The sequence below is a fragment of the Micromonospora sp. CNZ295 genome (assembly GCF_004217535.1).
The window spans coordinates 4,854,655-4,870,473 of sequence record NZ_SHKZ01000001.1; the positions used below are offsets into that span (position 1 = coordinate 4,854,655).

The 15,819-nt window shown below is 69.8% G+C and carries 16 protein-coding genes; 3 read left to right on the top strand and 13 right to left on the bottom strand.

Features of this window, described 5'->3' with window-relative positions:
• Positions 1-16: 16 nt before the first annotated feature.
• Both EV376_RS30530 and EV376_RS22685 read left to right on the top strand, forming a co-directional pair.
• Positions 17-1,231, top strand: a complete 1,215-nt coding sequence (locus EV376_RS30530) for a hypothetical protein (protein WP_486482760.1) — start codon at positions 17-19, stop codon at positions 1,229-1,231.
• Positions 1,228-2,601 (top strand): multicopper oxidase domain-containing protein, encoded by a 1,374-nt coding sequence (locus EV376_RS22685; RefSeq protein WP_207228309.1) that lies wholly within the window; start codon positions 1,228-1,230, stop codon positions 2,599-2,601. Before EV376_RS30530 ends, EV376_RS22685 begins: the two co-directional genes overlap by 4 nt.
• A 153-nt stretch (positions 2,602-2,754) precedes the next feature.
• On the opposite strand, the gene EV376_RS22690 is transcribed toward EV376_RS22685, so the two are convergent.
• The 3 genes from EV376_RS22690 to EV376_RS22700 form a co-directional block, all read right to left on the bottom strand.
• A complete protein-coding gene (locus EV376_RS22690; protein WP_486482761.1) occupies positions 2,755-3,870 on the bottom strand; it encodes an FUSC family protein in 1,116 nt (371 codons plus the stop codon).
• Positions 3,871-4,096: 226 nt separating this feature from the next.
• Positions 4,097-5,665 (bottom strand): P-loop domain-containing protein, encoded by a 1,569-nt coding sequence (locus EV376_RS22695; RefSeq protein ID WP_130326348.1) that lies wholly within the window; start codon positions 5,663-5,665, stop codon positions 4,097-4,099.
• Between the two features lie 14 nt (positions 5,666-5,679).
• Positions 5,680-6,060 carry a hypothetical protein gene (locus EV376_RS22700; protein ID WP_130326350.1) on the bottom strand — a complete coding sequence of 127 codons (381 nt, stop codon included), beginning with the start codon at positions 6,058-6,060 and terminating at the stop codon, positions 5,680-5,682.
• A 324-nt stretch (positions 6,061-6,384) separates the two neighbouring features.
• Here EV376_RS22700 and EV376_RS22705 point away from each other — a divergent pair, with 324 nt between their 5' ends.
• Positions 6,385-7,218, top strand: coding sequence for an SCO4651 family lipoprotein (locus EV376_RS22705; protein ID WP_130326352.1), 834 nt, complete (start codon positions 6,385-6,387; stop codon positions 7,216-7,218).
• Between the two features lie 107 nt (positions 7,219-7,325).
• Here the strand turns inward: EV376_RS22705 and EV376_RS22710 are convergent, their stop codons facing one another.
• From EV376_RS22710 to EV376_RS22750, 10 genes are all read right to left on the bottom strand, one after another.
• Entirely contained in the window at positions 7,326-7,766 is a 441-nt protein-coding gene (locus EV376_RS22710; protein ID WP_130326354.1) for a VOC family protein, read from the bottom strand.
• Between the two features lie 34 nt (positions 7,767-7,800).
• Positions 7,801-8,367 (bottom strand): dihydrofolate reductase family protein, encoded by a 567-nt coding sequence (locus EV376_RS22715; RefSeq protein ID WP_207228311.1) that lies wholly within the window; start codon positions 8,365-8,367, stop codon positions 7,801-7,803.
• A gap of 402 nt (positions 8,368-8,769) precedes the next feature.
• On the bottom strand, positions 8,770-9,780 hold the full coding sequence (gene dmpG / locus EV376_RS22720) for a 4-hydroxy-2-oxovalerate aldolase (protein ID WP_130326358.1): 1,011 nt from the start codon (positions 9,778-9,780) through the stop codon (positions 8,770-8,772).
• Positions 9,777-10,718: an acetaldehyde dehydrogenase (acetylating) gene (locus EV376_RS22725; RefSeq protein ID WP_130326360.1), complete on the bottom strand. Its 942-nt coding sequence runs from the start codon at positions 10,716-10,718 to the stop codon at positions 9,777-9,779. The genes dmpG and EV376_RS22725 overlap by 4 nt, the downstream gene beginning before the upstream one ends.
• Complete coding sequence (locus tag EV376_RS22730) at positions 10,718-11,521, bottom strand: fumarylacetoacetate hydrolase family protein (protein WP_130326362.1); 804 nt, start codon at positions 11,519-11,521, stop codon at positions 10,718-10,720. Before EV376_RS22730 ends, EV376_RS22725 begins: the two co-directional genes overlap by 1 nt.
• Before the next feature lie 19 nt (positions 11,522-11,540).
• Entirely contained in the window at positions 11,541-12,605 is a 1,065-nt protein-coding gene (locus EV376_RS22735) for a PDR/VanB family oxidoreductase (RefSeq protein ID WP_486482762.1), read from the bottom strand.
• Positions 12,527-13,375 carry an alpha/beta fold hydrolase gene (locus EV376_RS22740; protein ID WP_130326366.1) on the bottom strand — a complete coding sequence of 283 codons (849 nt, stop codon included), beginning with the start codon at positions 13,373-13,375 and terminating at the stop codon, positions 12,527-12,529. The genes EV376_RS22735 and EV376_RS22740 overlap by 79 nt, the downstream gene beginning before the upstream one ends.
• 35 nt (positions 13,376-13,410) lie before the next feature.
• Positions 13,411-14,358, bottom strand: a complete 948-nt coding sequence (locus EV376_RS22745; protein ID WP_130326368.1) for a DODA-type extradiol aromatic ring-opening family dioxygenase — start codon at positions 14,356-14,358, stop codon at positions 13,411-13,413.
• Positions 14,359-14,385: 27 nt separating this feature from the next.
• Positions 14,386-14,526 carry a hypothetical protein gene (locus EV376_RS30315; protein ID WP_165438057.1) on the bottom strand — a complete coding sequence of 47 codons (141 nt, stop codon included), beginning with the start codon at positions 14,524-14,526 and terminating at the stop codon, positions 14,386-14,388.
• Positions 14,527-14,533: 7 nt separating this feature from the next.
• Positions 14,534-15,736 (bottom strand): Rieske 2Fe-2S domain-containing protein, encoded by a 1,203-nt coding sequence (locus EV376_RS22750; protein WP_130326370.1) that lies wholly within the window; start codon positions 15,734-15,736, stop codon positions 14,534-14,536.
• Between the last annotated feature and the right edge of the window lie 83 nt (positions 15,737-15,819).

Here is a 15,819-nt window from a genome sequence, read left to right on the forward strand (position 1 = left end):
CGCGGCGAGGAGCGAGGTGTCCACCAACGACGGCGGTCCCACCGGCCGGGCGAACTGGCACCGCCGCGCCGGAATCCTGCCCGTGGCGTACCTGACCGCGCTCGTCGCCGTCGCGCTCACCCACCCGTTCCTGCCGTCCTGGCGGTGGCTCGCCATCCACCTGCTGCTGCTCGGCGCCGTCACCAACGCGATCGTCATCTGGAGCGCCCACTTCACCAACGCCGTACTGCGCAGCCCGACGCCGGCCAACCGGCGCGGCGAGAGCGCCCGGCTCACCGTGCTCAACCTCGGCGTCGTCGGCGTGCTCACCACCGACGTCGTCCACCAACCATGGGTCGGCGTCATCGGCGCCGGCCTGGTGTTCGGCGCCGTCACGGCACACCTGGCGTGGTTGCTCGCGCGGCTGCGCGCCGCCCTGCCCGCCCGGTTCACCGTCACCGTGCACTACTACCTGGCCGCCGCCGGCGCCCTGCTGATCGGGATTCCGGTCGGCGCCTGGATGCTCGTCGCCGACGGCGACAACCGGCCACGGCTGCTGCTGTTCCATGCCCACGTCAACCTGTTGGGCTGGGTAACGCTGACCGTGCTGGGCACCCTGCTCACCCTGTGGCCCACCGTGCTGCGTACCCGGATGGCCGACGGCGCCGCCACCGCCGCCCGTCGAGCCCTGCCGATCGCGGTCGCCGGGCTCGCCGCGCTCGGTATCGGCCTCCTGGCGTGGTGGCCGCCGCTGGCCACCGGCGGGCTGGCGCTGATCGCCACGGCCGCTCTACTCACCGCCCTACCGGCCGGACAGGCCGCCCGCCGCAAGACCCCGGCCTCGTTCCCGACCTGGTCCATCACGGCCGCCGCAGGATGGCTGCTGGTAGCGCTCAGCGTCGACGCCTGGACGCTGTTGTCCGCGCCCGACCCGGCCACGGCAGCCGACCGCTTCGGCACCGTGCTCATTCCGCTCCTCGTCGGCTTCGTCGGCCAGATCCTGCTCGGCGCCCTGGCGTACCTGCTGCCCATGGCTCTCGGCGGCGGCCCGGCCCTGGTCCGCGAGCGCACCGAACGGCTGGACCGCAACTGGCCGCAGCGCGTCACCATGGCCAACGCGGCCCTGGCCGTCTTCATCCTGCCCGCACCGCCGTACGTGCGGATCACCACCTCGCTGCTCGTCCTCGCCGCCCTGCTGCAGTTCCTCATCCCCGCCCTGCATGTCCTGCTCGCCGCCCGGAGACAACCGTGACGTCACCTGTCGCCACACCCCCGGCCCGACCGCCCCGCCCGCTCGGCGGCGTCGCGGTCGGCCTCGCCCTGGTCCTGCTGGCCGTGCTGATCGGCGTGGCCGGCCAACGCGTGACCGCACCGACCACCACCTCCGCCGCCGCGACCGGCGTGCCGCCGACCGGGAACACCACCACCGTCGCGGTCACCGCCGACGGCATGCGTTTCCACCCGGACCGCATCGCCGTGCCCGCCGGTGACCGGCTCGTCATCGAGCTGACCAACCGCGACCACCGCCGCCACGACCTCGTCCTGGCCACCGGAGCCAAGACCCCCACCCTCGCCCGCGACGGCACCACCCGCCTGGACGTCGGCATCATCGGCGCCACCGTCGAGGGCTGGTGCTCACTGCCCGGGCACCGCCAGGCCGGCATGACGCTGACCATCACCACCACGGCGACCCCGGCCGGGACCGACAGCCACGCCCACCACGCCGCACCGTCCACGGATCCGGCAGCCGCGCCGCGCATCGACGCCATGGCCGAACCTCCGGCCGGCTTCACCGCCCGCGACGCCACCGCCCCGCCCACCCCGACCGGCCGGGTCCACCGCGTCGAGCTGCGCGTCCAGGAGGTCGTGCGGGAGGTGGCACCCGGTGTACGGCAGCGGCTCTGGACCTTCAACGGCACCGCACCCGGGCCCGTCCTGCGCGGCCGGATCGGCGACACCTTCGAGGTCACCCTGATCAACGACGGCACGATGGACCACGGCATCGACTTCCATGCCGGTGCTCTCGCCCCCGACCGGCCCATGCGCCCCATCGACCCCGGCGAGCGCCTCACCTACCGGTTCACGGCCACCAAGGCCGGCATCTGGATGTACCACTGCTCGACCATGCCGATGCTGCACCACATCGGCAACGGCATGTACGGAGCCCTCATCATCGACCCGCCCGACCTGCCCGCCGTCGCCCACGAATACGTCCTGGTGCAGTCCGAGCTCTACCTCGGGGCCGACAGCCAACCCGGCGACCTGGCCAAGATGCAGGCCGAACGACCCGACGCGGTGGTCTTCAACGGCTACGTCGCCCAGTACGCGCACCGACCGTTGACCGCGGGCACCGGCGAACGGGTCCGCATCTGGCTGCTCAACGCCGGCCCCAACCGCTCTACTGCCTTCCATGTCGTCGGCGCCCAGTTCGACTCCGTCTACGCCGAGGGCAGCTGGCGGCTGCAGCCCAGCGACCCCGGGGCGGCGCAGGTTCTCGACCTCGCGCCCGCCGCCGGCGGCTTCGTCGAGACCGTGCTGCCCGAGCCGGGCAGCTACCCGTTCGTCACCCACGCCATGGTCGACGCCGAACGCGGCGCCCGCGGGGTGATCCAGGTCCGGTGACCGTACGCGGCACCGTTTGACCCTCACCCAGCCGGTGGTGGCGGTGTTCGAGTGGGCTGGTGACCGGCTGAGCTCATCGGCGCCCAACCCGGCCCGGTCGATTCGTTCGCCCCGGTGATGCTCCTCGCTGTCCTGTTCGGATGCCGTCAGCGATCAGCTCGCCTCGGCCGCCAACCCCGCCTGATGGTTCGCCTCCACCTTCGGCACCCCGGATGCTTGAAGCACCTCGCTGATGGCAAGACGCAGCCGCGAGACGAGGACCTTTCCACAGAACTCGATATCTTCGGCGCAGGCCCGCTCGACGTCCTTGATGGCCTGTTGCGCCCGGGCGCGCGCACGGTGCGGTTCGCGGTGGGCGAGGAAATCGCGATGCAGCAGCCTCACTGCCTGGCCGAGGTGCTCGATCGACTCGGGAATGCCGGCCGGTATCGGTTCACGCTGCCGTACGGTCGATACGATCCAATGCGCCATCTCCCGGCTGTTGGAGTAAGCGAGTTGGAGGTGTTCGGAGGCGTGCTGGTACCGGCGCAGGATGCCCAATCGCCGCCACCGCCAGGGTGAGAGAATCGCGATCTCCGCCGCCGCAGCGACCATCTCGACCGACCTGTTCCTCTCCTTCTCCGCCGCAACGAGGCGCTGCAAGGCATCCTCGGTCTGTTGGACGTCGCGCTGCTCCAGGGCCTGAGCGATAGCGGTGAGATTACGGGCGAAGATATCCAGCGTCGGGCCGGCAGAGCGGTGTACGACGCGTACGGGGTTGGCAGGCAGGATCAGCAGCGCCACGGCGATGGCGGTCGCCCCTCCGATCATTCCGTTGACGGTGCGCGCCACGGCCAGTTGGGAGTGTTCCGCAGTCAGCGTTCCCAGCAGCAGGGCGGTACTTCCTGCGTGCACCATGACCGCGCTGCCCCCGCGAATGACGGCGGTCGAGGAGATCGCGAAGGTCACGATCAGGCCGGTCTGAATCGGCCCCGTCCCGATGACCTCGATGATCAACTGTCCGGCCAACACTCCAACGATCACACCGGCGATGAGTTCCGCCGCTCGCCTGATCCGATTGCCGAGGGCGGCCGCGATCGTGCCGATCGCGGCCGCGGGTGCGAACAACGGCTGCGGGTTGTGCAGGACGTCTTCCGTGATGAACCAGGACAGGCCGGCCGCCACACCCGCCTGGACCGCGAGGATGAAGTAGGTGCGCAGCCGCGCGTAAGCCTCCCGGCTCTCTCGCCGCACCATCTCCGGCGGCACATCCGGATTCCGGCTACGCACGTCTCACCTCGTGAGGAACAGCGGGTTTCATCAGGCAACATCCTCTTACGCCCGTGCGGGTGCCGGGTCCGAGATCCCTGATCTGCCGCACCCTCGGTCGGTAGCTGGCGAGGTGCGCGGTCAAGCCAGGGCTGCTCACCATGCAGCCCGGCCGGAAATTGATCCGCGTCGTCCGGGGGTCCGTTGACGACCCGCCGCCCCGCAAACCGGGTGGGTCGGCAGGGTCTCAGCGGCGGCGGCGTCCGTCCCGCTCGACGAGGCGGGAGTAGTCGCGTATCAGCAGCTTGGTCGCCTCCTGATACGCCCTGGCTCGCACCGCCGCGTCGGCAGACTTGGCGTTCCGGGCCGTGGCGTGCCAGCCCTCCGGGGCGGTGGCACGTGTGGCTTCGCCGAGGGCGGCGCGGTACGCCGCCTCCCGGGCCCGCTGCCGCTCCCGCCAGGGACTCTGCAGGTCGACGCCCCCGATCAGGCCGGCGAGAACGTACCCCACCGTCGCCATCACGAGGAACGCGATCGTCACCAGCTCGCCGAAGGACGGCAGGCTCCCGTGGTCGGGGCGCACCAGACGCTCATCCCGGGAGACCAGGTAGTCGAGGGCGATCAGACTCGAGGCGAGCAGGGTGCCGCCGGCGATCGCCCCGGCGGTGAGGGCGGCGCGCCGGCGGGGCACCCAGGAGTTCCGTGCGTCCAGCGCGGGACGGTACGCGGCACCCAGGCGCGCGGCGTTGTAGGCCAGGCCGGCGGCGACCACCGCGCCGGCCGCCGACGCCTGCCGCGTCAAAACCACCGCGAGGTCGGCGTCGTAGAGGCCCCAGATGAGCCATGCCACCACGACGACGGCCAGCGTCCAACCACCGGTGATCGTCACGGCGAGCGCCGCCGCGCGTACCCGGGCGAGCGGGCCGAGCCGTTCGGCCTCGGCAGCGGCCCAGTCCTGCTTGAGCTGTGCCAGGTCGCGCTGCGCCTGCTCCAACAGTTCCCGCTCGGCGCGGTGACGCTGCTCCTGCGAGCGCTGCCGGCGTTCCTCTACCTTGGTGGCGATGAGGGCGTCCAGTTCAGCCTGCTTCACCATGAACGCGGGCGGATCAAGGACCCGGACGACACCGCGGTCGCGCAGGGGATGCCCGGTGGGTACATCGGCGGGCAGTTCGACCCGGCGTCCGGCCACGACGATCCGCATCCCCGCCTCGGGCCGCGCAGGCAGCAGCGCGGCGATGCTGTACGACTGCGCCCCCTCGCGAACGCCGGAGTCCTGGTCCAACCCGTCCACCAGCAGCACCAACCGCTGGCCCTGACGCCGGCACGCATGAGCCGCCCGGTTCAGCAGGCCGAGCAGGTGTGCCTCGCGGGTGGCCCCGGTCAGGTGCGCGGGCATCGACTCGCCCAGCAGCTCAACCAACTGTTCCAGGACGACGTCGACGAACCCGGCACGGTCGCGCTGCCCGGCGTGCCGGGTCGTGACAAAGAACGACACCACCCGCACACCTGGCGGAGGGTTCAGCACGAACCACGACATCAGGGCGGTCTTGCCGACGCCCGCGTCAGCCTGCCACCACAGGTACGGGGGCTGCTTCGCGCCGGTGCAGAACTCCGTCAGGTGCCGCAGTTCCGGCTCGCGGTCCTTCAGTTCGACGGGGGCGAACTGCCGTACCTGCTCCAGATACGCCGAACGCACCACCGAGCCGTACTGATGGAAGGTGTTGTACTGGATGTTGTTGTCGCCGACCTGCAGGCCCTGGGCGTTCGGCGCGTCGAGCGCCGGCCGGGCCGGGTCGGGCTTGCCCTTGTTGGCCATCGACAGCCGACCCGTCAGTTGAAGGTGTTGTGCTGGACGTTGTGGTCGCCAAGCTGGACTCCCTTGGCCTGCGACAGGTCCACCCGACGGCCGTCGAAGGGCCCGCCGGCGGCCTCCACCCGGGCCAGCAGTTCGCGGGCCGCCGCCAGGATCCGCTCGTCGCGGTCGGCGCCGCTGTCGATCAGATCCGGACCGAGTCGCACCCGCCAGACGCCGGGATCGCTGCTCTCGGCATCGAGTGCTCGCACCGCCCGCTCGCCGCGTTTGGCCAACGCCCGACGCAACGCCTCCCGCAACGACGCGTACCCATCCTGGATCGCGGTGCCGGTCACCTCGGTGACACCCGCCGCCGCGCCACCCGCCAACGCTGCCACGATCAACTCCACGCCGGTCACCGCAACCTCCGCTCCCCCGTGCCGCCAGGGTCATCGCCGGCCCGAGCACGACAGAGTAGAGCTAGCACCCGCGCCGCGACCGCCAATGACGGCTCTCGTAGTCAAACAGTTACCGCTGTCATCATCGGTGATCCAAGCCGTGCCGCGCCATCCGCTGCACCGGCGGCGGGCCGGCTCGTGCGTGGAAACAGGAACGGGTCGACGCACCGCCCTCGGCACGACCGGGAGCCAGCTCGATCCGTTGTGGCGGCGGTGGGTTAGCGTGTCGTCGTTCTGCTGGGGTGAGATCGAGCCCCAGAATCCTTCGGGGAAAGAAGCTGTCACGTGTCCTTGTGGAAGAAAACCACGGTAGTTGCGGTCTCCGCGCTCGCGGCGCTCGCCATGTCCGCCTGCGGCTCGGAGTCTGGCTCGTCCGACGCTCCGAAGCAGCCGATCGTGCTGGAGCTGCTCGCGACCGATCTCAAGGGATCGCTGCAGAAGACGATCGACGCGACCGGCAAGAGCGACTCCGTGACCGTGCAGATGGAGGGCACGACCGGCGGCGAGAAGGTCTCGATGCAGGGCGTCATGGACCTGGGCGACCCGGTCAAGGCCGAGGTGACGACGGAGGGCCCCGACGGCACCCCGACCACCGTGCGCATGATCGGTGACGTGGTCTACGTCGAGATCCCCGAGAAGGACCGCGCGGAGCTCGACGGGAAGCGCTGGATGAAGCTGGACCTGGCCGCTGCCGGCGCCGCGGCGGGGATGGACTTCAGCAAGCAGCTCGAGGACATCGACCCGACCAAGCAGGTCAAGACGCTGCTCGCCACCGAGGGCACCACCGTCGTCGGTGAGGAGACGGTCAACGGGGCGCGCACCGTGCACTACACCGTCACCGCGCCGGTGGCGACCTACCTCGGCCAGCTCGACGCCGAGATGCGGACGGACGTCGAGAAGGGCTTCGCCAAGCAGGGCGTCAAGGAGATCAAGCTCGATCTCTGGGTCGACGAGCAGTACCAGCCGCGCCGGGTGCAGATGGAGATGGGCAAGATCGGCGACATGACGGTCAACTACACCGACTACGGCAAGCCGGTGAACATCGAGACGCCCCCGGCGGCGGAGACCGCCGACCTCGCCGAGATGCTGGAGGGCCTGAAGGACCTGGCCGCCAGCTGACGAGAGCCGCAACACTGCCCGGCCGGCGAGCCTGTTCGCCGGCCGGGCAGCTTCGTCTTCCGCCCTGCCACCGCCCGGCGGAAGACGGGTGCGAACCAGGTTCGCGGTCAGTCCGCCTTCTGCAACTCCTCCGCGAACATCACGAGAATGCCGCTGGGACCGCGGAGATAGGTGAGCTTGTAGACATCCTCGTACGTGGCGACGCCACGGAGCGGGTGACAGCCGTGCCTGGCGGCGACCTCGAGGGCGGCGTCGATATTGTCCACGGCGAAGCAGACGCGGTGCATGCCGATGGTGTTCGGCTCGACGGGCTCAGCCTCGATCGCGTCCGGGTGCACGTACTGGAACATCTCGATGCGACCGTTGCCGTCGGGCGTCTGGAGCACGGCGATGTCGGCGGTGTTGCCATCCAGACCCACGGCGGTTTCGGCCCACTCGCCGCTGATCCGGGCGCGTCCGACCACCGTCAGGCCGAGGTCGGTGAAGAAGGCGATGGCGGCTTCCAGGTCACGGACGGCGATGCCGACGTTGTCGAGTCTGATGGACATGGGTGCTCTCCTGTGTCACGTGACAGTACGGTGGTCAGTCCGTCGCCGACGCCCCAGGAGGACCGGTCAGGACGGTGGGAACGAACTCCAAGAGCTGGAGCCTGCCGTCGAAGGTGCGCGAGTCGACCATCTGCAGCGCCACATCCGGCCAACCATCGTAGATCCGGTCGCTGCCGGTCGCGCCGTTGACGACGGGAAACACCACCACCCGGTACCGGTCGACCAGCCCTGCCTTCAGCAGCGACCGACACAGGCTGGGGCTGCCGATGGTACGCAGCGGAGACCGACCGTCCTGCTTCATCGACCGGACAACCTCCACCGCGTCCTGATCGACCAGCGTCGTATTGGCCCAGCTCAGCGGGGTGGTCAAGGTGCGGGAGAACACGACCTTCGGGATGCCCGCGAGTTCCTCGATCCCCTCCTGGCCGGATTCGGCGAAGCCGGCGAACAAGCGATACGTGTTCGCCCCCATCAGCAGGGTGTACTCACTCTTGGCGTCCTCGCCGAGCCACGCGAAGTACTCCGGGCCGCCCAGGCCCCACAAGCCCGGCCAGCCCTCGGCCGCACCGTACCCGTCCAGGGAGGTGATGTAGTCGATCATCAATCCTGGCATGTCAGTGCCTTCCGTGTCGCGCCTGCGGGTTCCTCACCAGCATTGACCGGTCAACGCCGCGCGGCTCATCGCGCCACGCCATCCCGCGTACCTCTTGGGGGTCATGTGGGCGCGTATGCACGAGCGCTGCGAACGCTGAAGCGGACGATGCGTCGACCTGCTGCGTACGCTGTCGTCAGTTCGACGCTGCGGGCAGGCCGCCCCGCAGGGCCCAAACCCCGGCGCCGCCGAAGACGGCGAGCAGCAGCGCCCGCAGTTCAGTGGCCACGGCCACGGCCCGGCCGGCTGCCCGGCGTGAACTGCAGCGATCTCGACACCCTAGCGCGCGGTGGCTGCGTCAAGTGGACGGCGTGCCGTCTTACCTCCGGGTGGCGCGCCCCGGGTCGCCCCTCAGCGCTGGGACCGCAGCCGGTCCAGCGCGATGTCGACGATCATGTCCTCCTGGCCGCCGACCAGCCGGCGGGCCCCCACCTCGATCAGCAGGTCCCGCGCGTCCACGCCGAACCGCTGTGCGGCCGTCTCCGCATGCCGAAGGAAGCTCGAGTAGACCCCGGCGTACCCGAGCGTCAGCGTCTCCCGGTCAACCCGCACCGGACGGTCCTGTAGTGGGCGCACCAGGTCGTCGGCGGCGTCCATCAGCGCGAACAGGTCGCAGCCGTGCTGCCACCCCTGCAGCGAGGCCACGGCCACGAACGCTTCGATCGGACAGTTGCCGGCACCGGCACCCTGCCCGGCCAGCGAAGCGTCCACCCGGAACACGCCGTTCTCAACCGCGACGACCGAGTTGGCCACGCCGAGGCCGAGGTTGTGGTGGGCGTGGATGCCGATCTCGGTGGCCTCGTCCAGCACCCGTCGGTAGGCGAGCACCCGGTCGCGGACGCCGTCCATTGTCAACCGTCCGCCGGAGTCGGTCACGTAGACGCAGTGCGCGCCGTACGACTCCATCAGCTTGGCCTGGGCGGCCAACTCCGCCGGCCCGCTCATGTGCGACATCATCAGGAAGCCCGCGACGTCCATGCCCAGCTCGCGCGCCGTCGCGATGTGCTGGGCGGCGATGTCCGCCTCGGTGCAGTGGGTCGCGATCCGGACCGAGGTGACCCCGAGCTCGTGAGCGCGCCGCAGGTCGTGCACGGTGCCGATGCCGGGCAGCAGCAGGGTGGTCAACCTGGCCCGGCTGACCGCGCCGCGGGCGGCCTCGATCCACTCCCAGTCGGTGTGGCGGCCCGGGCCGTAGTTGAGGCTGCCGCCGCCCAGCCCGTCGCCGTGCGACACCTCGATGGCGTCCACGCCGGCCGCGTCGAGGGCGGCCGCGATCCGGGTCACCTGGTCGAGCGTGTACTGGTGGCGGATGGCGTGCATTCCGTCCCGCAGGGTGACGTCCTGTACGTAGACCGTGCTCACTGCGCGACCTCCACTTGCCGCTGAGCCATCCGCTCCGCCACCCGCAGCGCAGCCGACGTCATGATGTCGAGATTGCCGGCATATGCCGGCAGGTAGTGTGCCGCACCCTCGACCTCCAGGAAGACGCTCACCAGCCAGAGCGGCGTGCCCGGCGGGGCGTCGATCAGCGTGTCGACCGGCACGTCGGCCCCGGCCGGGGTGAACTGGACCTCCTGCTTGAGCCGGTAGCCCGGAACGTACGCCTGGACGTCAGCCACCATCGCCTGCACCGAGTCCGCGATCGCCTGCTGGTCAGCCGCGCCGACCAGGCACAACACGGTGTCGCGCATGATCATCGGCGGTTCGGCGGGGTTCAGGATGATGATCGCCTTACCCCTGGCCGCGCCGCCCACCTGCTCGATGGCCAGCCGGGTCGTCTCGGTGAACTCGTCGATGTTCGCCCGGGTGCCCGGCCCGGCCGAGAGCGAGGCGATCGAAGCGGCGATCTCCGCGTACCAGACCGGGGTGACTGCCGAGACGGCCGCCACGATCGGGATCGTCGCCTGCCCGCCGCACGTCACCATGTTGACGTTCGGTTCGCCCAGGTGCGCGTCGAGGTTCACCGGCGGGATCACGTACGGGCCGATGGCGGCCGGGGTCAGGTCGATCAGGCGCTTGCCGTACGGTCGCAGCAGCGCGTCGTTGGCGTGGTGCGCTCCAGCCGATGTCGCGTCCAGCACCAACTCGATATCGTCGAAGTTCGGCATCCGGACCAGCCCCTCCACGCCTTCGGCAGTGGTCGGCACGCCCAGCCGGTCGGCCCGGGCCAGCCCGTCCGACCTGGGGTCGATGCCGACCATCGCGGCGACCTCCAGCGACGGGGACACCCGAAGTATCTTGATCATCAGGTCGGTGCCGATGTTGCCCGACCCGATGATGGCTACCTTTGTCCTGCTCATTACCGGCCTCCATCGCCGAAGCAAGCGGTCACTGATCCGAGGCCCGAGAGCTCCGCGTGGAACACCGCGCCAGGCTCAACCGGCACCATCGCGCCCAGCGCGCCGCTGAGCACGAGGTCGCCGGCCCGTAGCGGGGCGCCCATCTCGATGGCGGTGTTGGCCAGCCAGGCCACCGCGTCGAGCGGGTCGCCCAGGCAGGCCGCGCCGGTCCCGCTCGACACCACCTCGCCCCCGGAGGTCATCGTCATCTCGACCGTGCGGAGATCGAGTCCGTCCAGCGGGATCGGCGCGGAACCGAGCACCACTACCCCGCTGGACGCGTTGTCGGCCACGGTGTCCACGATGCTGATGTCCCAGCCGGCGACCCGGCTGTCGACCACCTCGATGGCCGCCATCACCGCACGGGTCGCGGCGGCCACGTCCGCCGTGCCGACCGGGCCCGTGGCAAGGTCCACGTCGAGGATGAACGCGATCTCAGCTTCCGCCTTCGGTTGCAGCAGCCGGGTGAGGGGCACCAGCTGGTCCTCGCGGTAGACCATGTCCGCGAAGATGGTGCCGAAGTCCGGCTGGTCCACCCCGAGTTGCCGCTGCACGACCGCCGAGGTCAGCCCTATCTTGCGGCCGATCGGTCGGCGGCCCCGGGAGATTCCCCGCTCCGCGATGGCCCGCTGGACGCCGTACGCGGCGGCGACGTCGCCCGCGGCGAACAGGTCCCGGATCGGCGGGCAGGGTCGTCCCTGCTCCTCCGCCTCGACGAGGATCCGCGCGGCCGCTTGGACGGGATCGCTGGTCCGGTCCACCATCAGGCCCCTCCCGATCTGGTCAGACATCGAGCACCAGCCGTGGCGACAGTGCTCGCGAGACACACGGCAACATGACCTTCCCAGCGGCCCGCTCGTCCTCCGACAGCAGCGAGTCGTGGTGATCCGGCACGCCGTCGATGACACGGGTCTCGCAGGTGCCGCAGATTCCCTCGCGGCACGCGCTCGGGATCCAGATGTCGACGGTCTCCAACGCGTCGACGATCGAGGTGTCCGCATCAACCTGGACGGTGCAGCCGGACTGTTGACACACCACCTCGAACGCCATTCCCGGACCGGTGGGCTGCTCCTGTGGCTTCGGCGCGAAGCGCTCCAACCGCAGGCTGCCTGGCGGCCACTCGGCACAGCGTGACTCCACCGCCGCCAGCAGCTGCTCCGGCCCGCAGCAGTAGACCAGGGTGTCCGCCTCGGGCTCACCGAGCAGGGCGTCGAGGTCGAGCAGGCGGCCCTGTTCGTCCTCGGCCACCACGCTGACCTGGTCGCCATATCCGGCCAGGTCGCTCAGGAACGCCATCGTCGCCCGGCTGCGCCCCCCGTACGCCAGCCGCCACGTGCGGCCTTCGGCGGCAACTTGACGGACCATCGTCAGGATCGGCGTGATGCCGATCCCGCCGGCGATGAACAGGTAGTTCGGGGACGGCTCCAGCGTGAAGTGGTTACGTGGGCCACCGATCCGCACCAGCTGTCCGGGCCTGAGCCGCTCGTGCACGAAGGCCGACCCGCCGCGGCTGTCCGCTGCTCGCAACACCGCGATGCGGTATCGGCTGCGATCGGCCGGATCGCCACAGAGCGAGTACTGCCGGATCTGGTCGCCGACATACAGGTCGAGGTGCGCGCCCGGCTCCCACGACGGCAGTTCGTGTCCGTCCGGGTCCACCAGGCTGACCGACACGACCCCGTCGGACTCCCAGGTGAGCTGTTTGACCCGCAGCTCCATCTCGTTCACCACCTTTGCTGAAGATCCGCCGCAACGGCCGCCGTCGCCGCTCAGTCGCGCCCGGTCAGGAACGGGATGTTCAGCTCGTTGAACCGGTCGGCGTGCTCGTGCTGCGGCCAGTGCCCGCACTCGGAGAAGATCTCCAACCGGGAACCGGGGATCGACGCGTGCATCCGCTCGGCCTCCGGCACCTCGCCGAACGGGTTCTGCGCCCCCCAGATGATCAGGGCTGGCGCGGTGATCCGGCCCATCTGCTCCACAGTCAGCAGGTCGGGCTGCCGGTTCTCCATTTCTTGGAGGCAGAGCAGGTTGTCGAGCGCCGCCTTGAACTCCGGACGGTGGTAGATCGCGTGCCGGACCTCGACCAACTCGTCGCTCACGTTGGCCGGATCGAACATCAACAGTTCGAGGCGCTTGCGGGTGAGGCCGATGTCGTCGCTCTCCACCGCCGCGCGGGTGCTCGTCTTGATCCGGTCCATCACCGCCGGGTTGGCGACGGTGCCGCCGGGGGCGATCAGGGTGAGCCGGCTGACCCGGTCCGGGTGGTCCGCCGCCAGCCGTCCGGCGACCCAGCCGCCCAGCGACTCACCGACCAGGTGGGCCCGTTCGACGCCGACCGCGTCCAGGTACGCCAGCAGATGGTCGACGTAGCGCGGAATCCGGTACGGGTAGTCCGGCCCTTCGGTGTACCCGTGCCCGAGCATGTCGATGGCGTGGCAGCTGAAGTGCTGCGCGTGCGACGGGATGTTGCGGACGAATGCCTCGAGGTGCCCGCTGGTGCCGTGCAGAAAGACGACGGCGTCGCCCTCACCTGCCCGGAGCGTGCGGGTGCGGATGCCCCCGGCGTTGACGAACCCGACGGAGTAGGAGACTCCGGTGAGGTCGGTCCAGATGGTCACGGCTCTCGCCTCCAGTGCTGTGTCGATTCGTGATCTCAGGCGCCCGGGACGGCATGCGGCTCGACCAACGCCACCGCCATCCCGGTGAGCCACTGCGGAATCGGGGCGTACGCGAGCGTGCGGCCCCGGGCCGGACCCACCGCCGCCGCCATCGTGATCCAGGAACGGATCTCCTGGCCGCCATTGCCCGCCTCGGTTTCGACCCGGTCGTTGCTGTAGGCGACGATCTCGTCGAGCTTGTCGACGGACAGCAGTTCGAGGAAATAGCGGTCGAATTCCGGGTTGATGTCCGGCTCGGCCGCCTGGATGATCTCCCGGCGGCGGACCTCGTACTCCTTCCAGGACTGCCGGCCGTTGATCCAGGCCTCGACCAGGAAGCGATCGTCGTCGGAGAACGTCTCGAACCACTTCGGCCAGGGCAGTCGGTGGGACAGTCCGCCCGAGGCGATCACGACCACCCGCTTGTCCGCGCCGTCGGAGCTGATGGCGCGGGCGATCGCCCGCCCCAGCGACTGGCAGCGCCGCAGGGTCGGCAGCGGTGGCGCGAACATGTTCAGCACCACCGGCACGATCGGTACGTCCAGCTCGGGCACCAGGTACTGCAGGCTGTGCGTGATGCCGTGGTCGACCTGCAGCCGTAACGAGAACGCGGCGTCGAACTCGTCGTCCAGCAGCGAGGTGCTGACGTGCCGAGCCAGGTCCACGTCGACCGGCAGCGGTCCTCCCGGGGTGCCCGACTCACCCGCTCCGACGCACTCGGCGACACCGATCGTGATCGTGGGCATCAGGTCGAGGAAGAAGCCGCGGAAATGGTTCGAGCCGATCACCACGATCGCGTCGGCCTCGGCGGCGGTGATCGCGGCGCGGGCATCCGCGAGGCCCTGCCGGAACCGGACCGCGTCGTCCAGGTCGGCGACCGCGTCCCAGTGGGTGTTCATCAACGTGCTGTGCGAGGCGCCAACCCCGAGAACGATCGAACTCATCACGTCACCTCCACATGCGGGGCGTGGTCACCGGATCCGCTTCTGGGTGCGGACCACCGTGCCGGTGCTCAGGACCAACAGCCGGCTCAGTCCCCGGCGTACGGGGGGCAGGCCGGCGACGGCCACGGCCGCCACGACGGCCACCAGCGCGGCCTTTCCACTCGTCATCTCGGGCTCACCTCTTGTCGTTGGGAGTACGGAAGGGGGCCGGCTGAACCACCGGCTTGGTCTTCTCGACGTGGCGCCGCCAGGCAGTGATCGACACGTCCGGCCGGTAGAGCCGCTCCGGCGGGGCGTCGGTGACGTCCACCATCCAGGCGTCCTGACCGGTGAACTGACCGTGGAAGAGCCACCGGATCGCGGCCAGGTATTTGAACTTGAATGCCGCGGCGGCCAGGCCGCTCTCGAACCGCACCATCATCTGGACGTAGCGGACATGGTCCTCGTCCACCGGCACGTACCACTCGTAGTGGATGAACTCCGGGTACGCGACCCGGAGAAGTCCGGGCAGCCGGATGGAGACGAAGCCCGGGATGTTCAGTCCGTCGATGACCGGGTTGATCCTCTTGCCCTTGCCGGGGCGGTCGGGCAGCGGCCGGCGCTTCCACCAGCGCTTGTTGGTCCACACGCCCAGCCCGGGGTATTCGGCCTCCCAGTGCAGTTCGTCCTGCACCCGAATCAGCCAGGGACCCTCCTGGACGATGTGGGTCTTGTTCCACGCGGGCATCACCTTGAACAGCCGCCACAGGGCGGTGTTGTGCAGGTACTTGGCATGCCCCTCGTCGAAGCCGTTCTCCGCGGCGAACCGCCAGTTGCCGTTGCGGATGTCGCTGCGGCCGCCCATCACGAAGTCGTTGTCGAGCAACTCGTCGGGGATGTCCCGTTCGACCGGTGGCACGGGGCCTGATCCCATGTAGACCCAGACCAGGCCCAGCCGCTGCTGCACCGGGTAGGTACGCACCTTCATCCGACCGCAGATCGGCGAGTCCGGCCCGTCGGTGAGGACGGCGCACAGGTTGCCGGACTTCAGGTCGAAGGTCCAACCGTGGTACGCGCAGCTCACCGTGTCCGGGAACTGCCGGCGCCCGTGCGAGAGCGGTACGCCACGGTGCGGGCAGCGGTCGTGCAGGGCGTAGATCTCAGCACCCTCCCGGACCAGCACGATGTCCTCGCCGAGCAGCTTGATCGGGACCGGCTTCTGCCCGATTCGCTCGGCCCACTGCACCGGGTACCAGTAATCTCGGAAGCCGAGGATCGCGCTGTCGTAAAGTGGCCAGGACTTCCAGTCCTGGCCCTCCCGAATTGGCGCCTGGCCGTCGGGGGTGTCGTTCTGCCAGAACGACGGCGTCGACTTCGGCGACGATTGTTCAGTGGTCATCTCGTGGGAACCTCCACCTAGGGATGTACCGGGCCGGAATCGGCGACCGCGTTGAGCCGCCGGTCGCGGTAGTTGTCACAGGG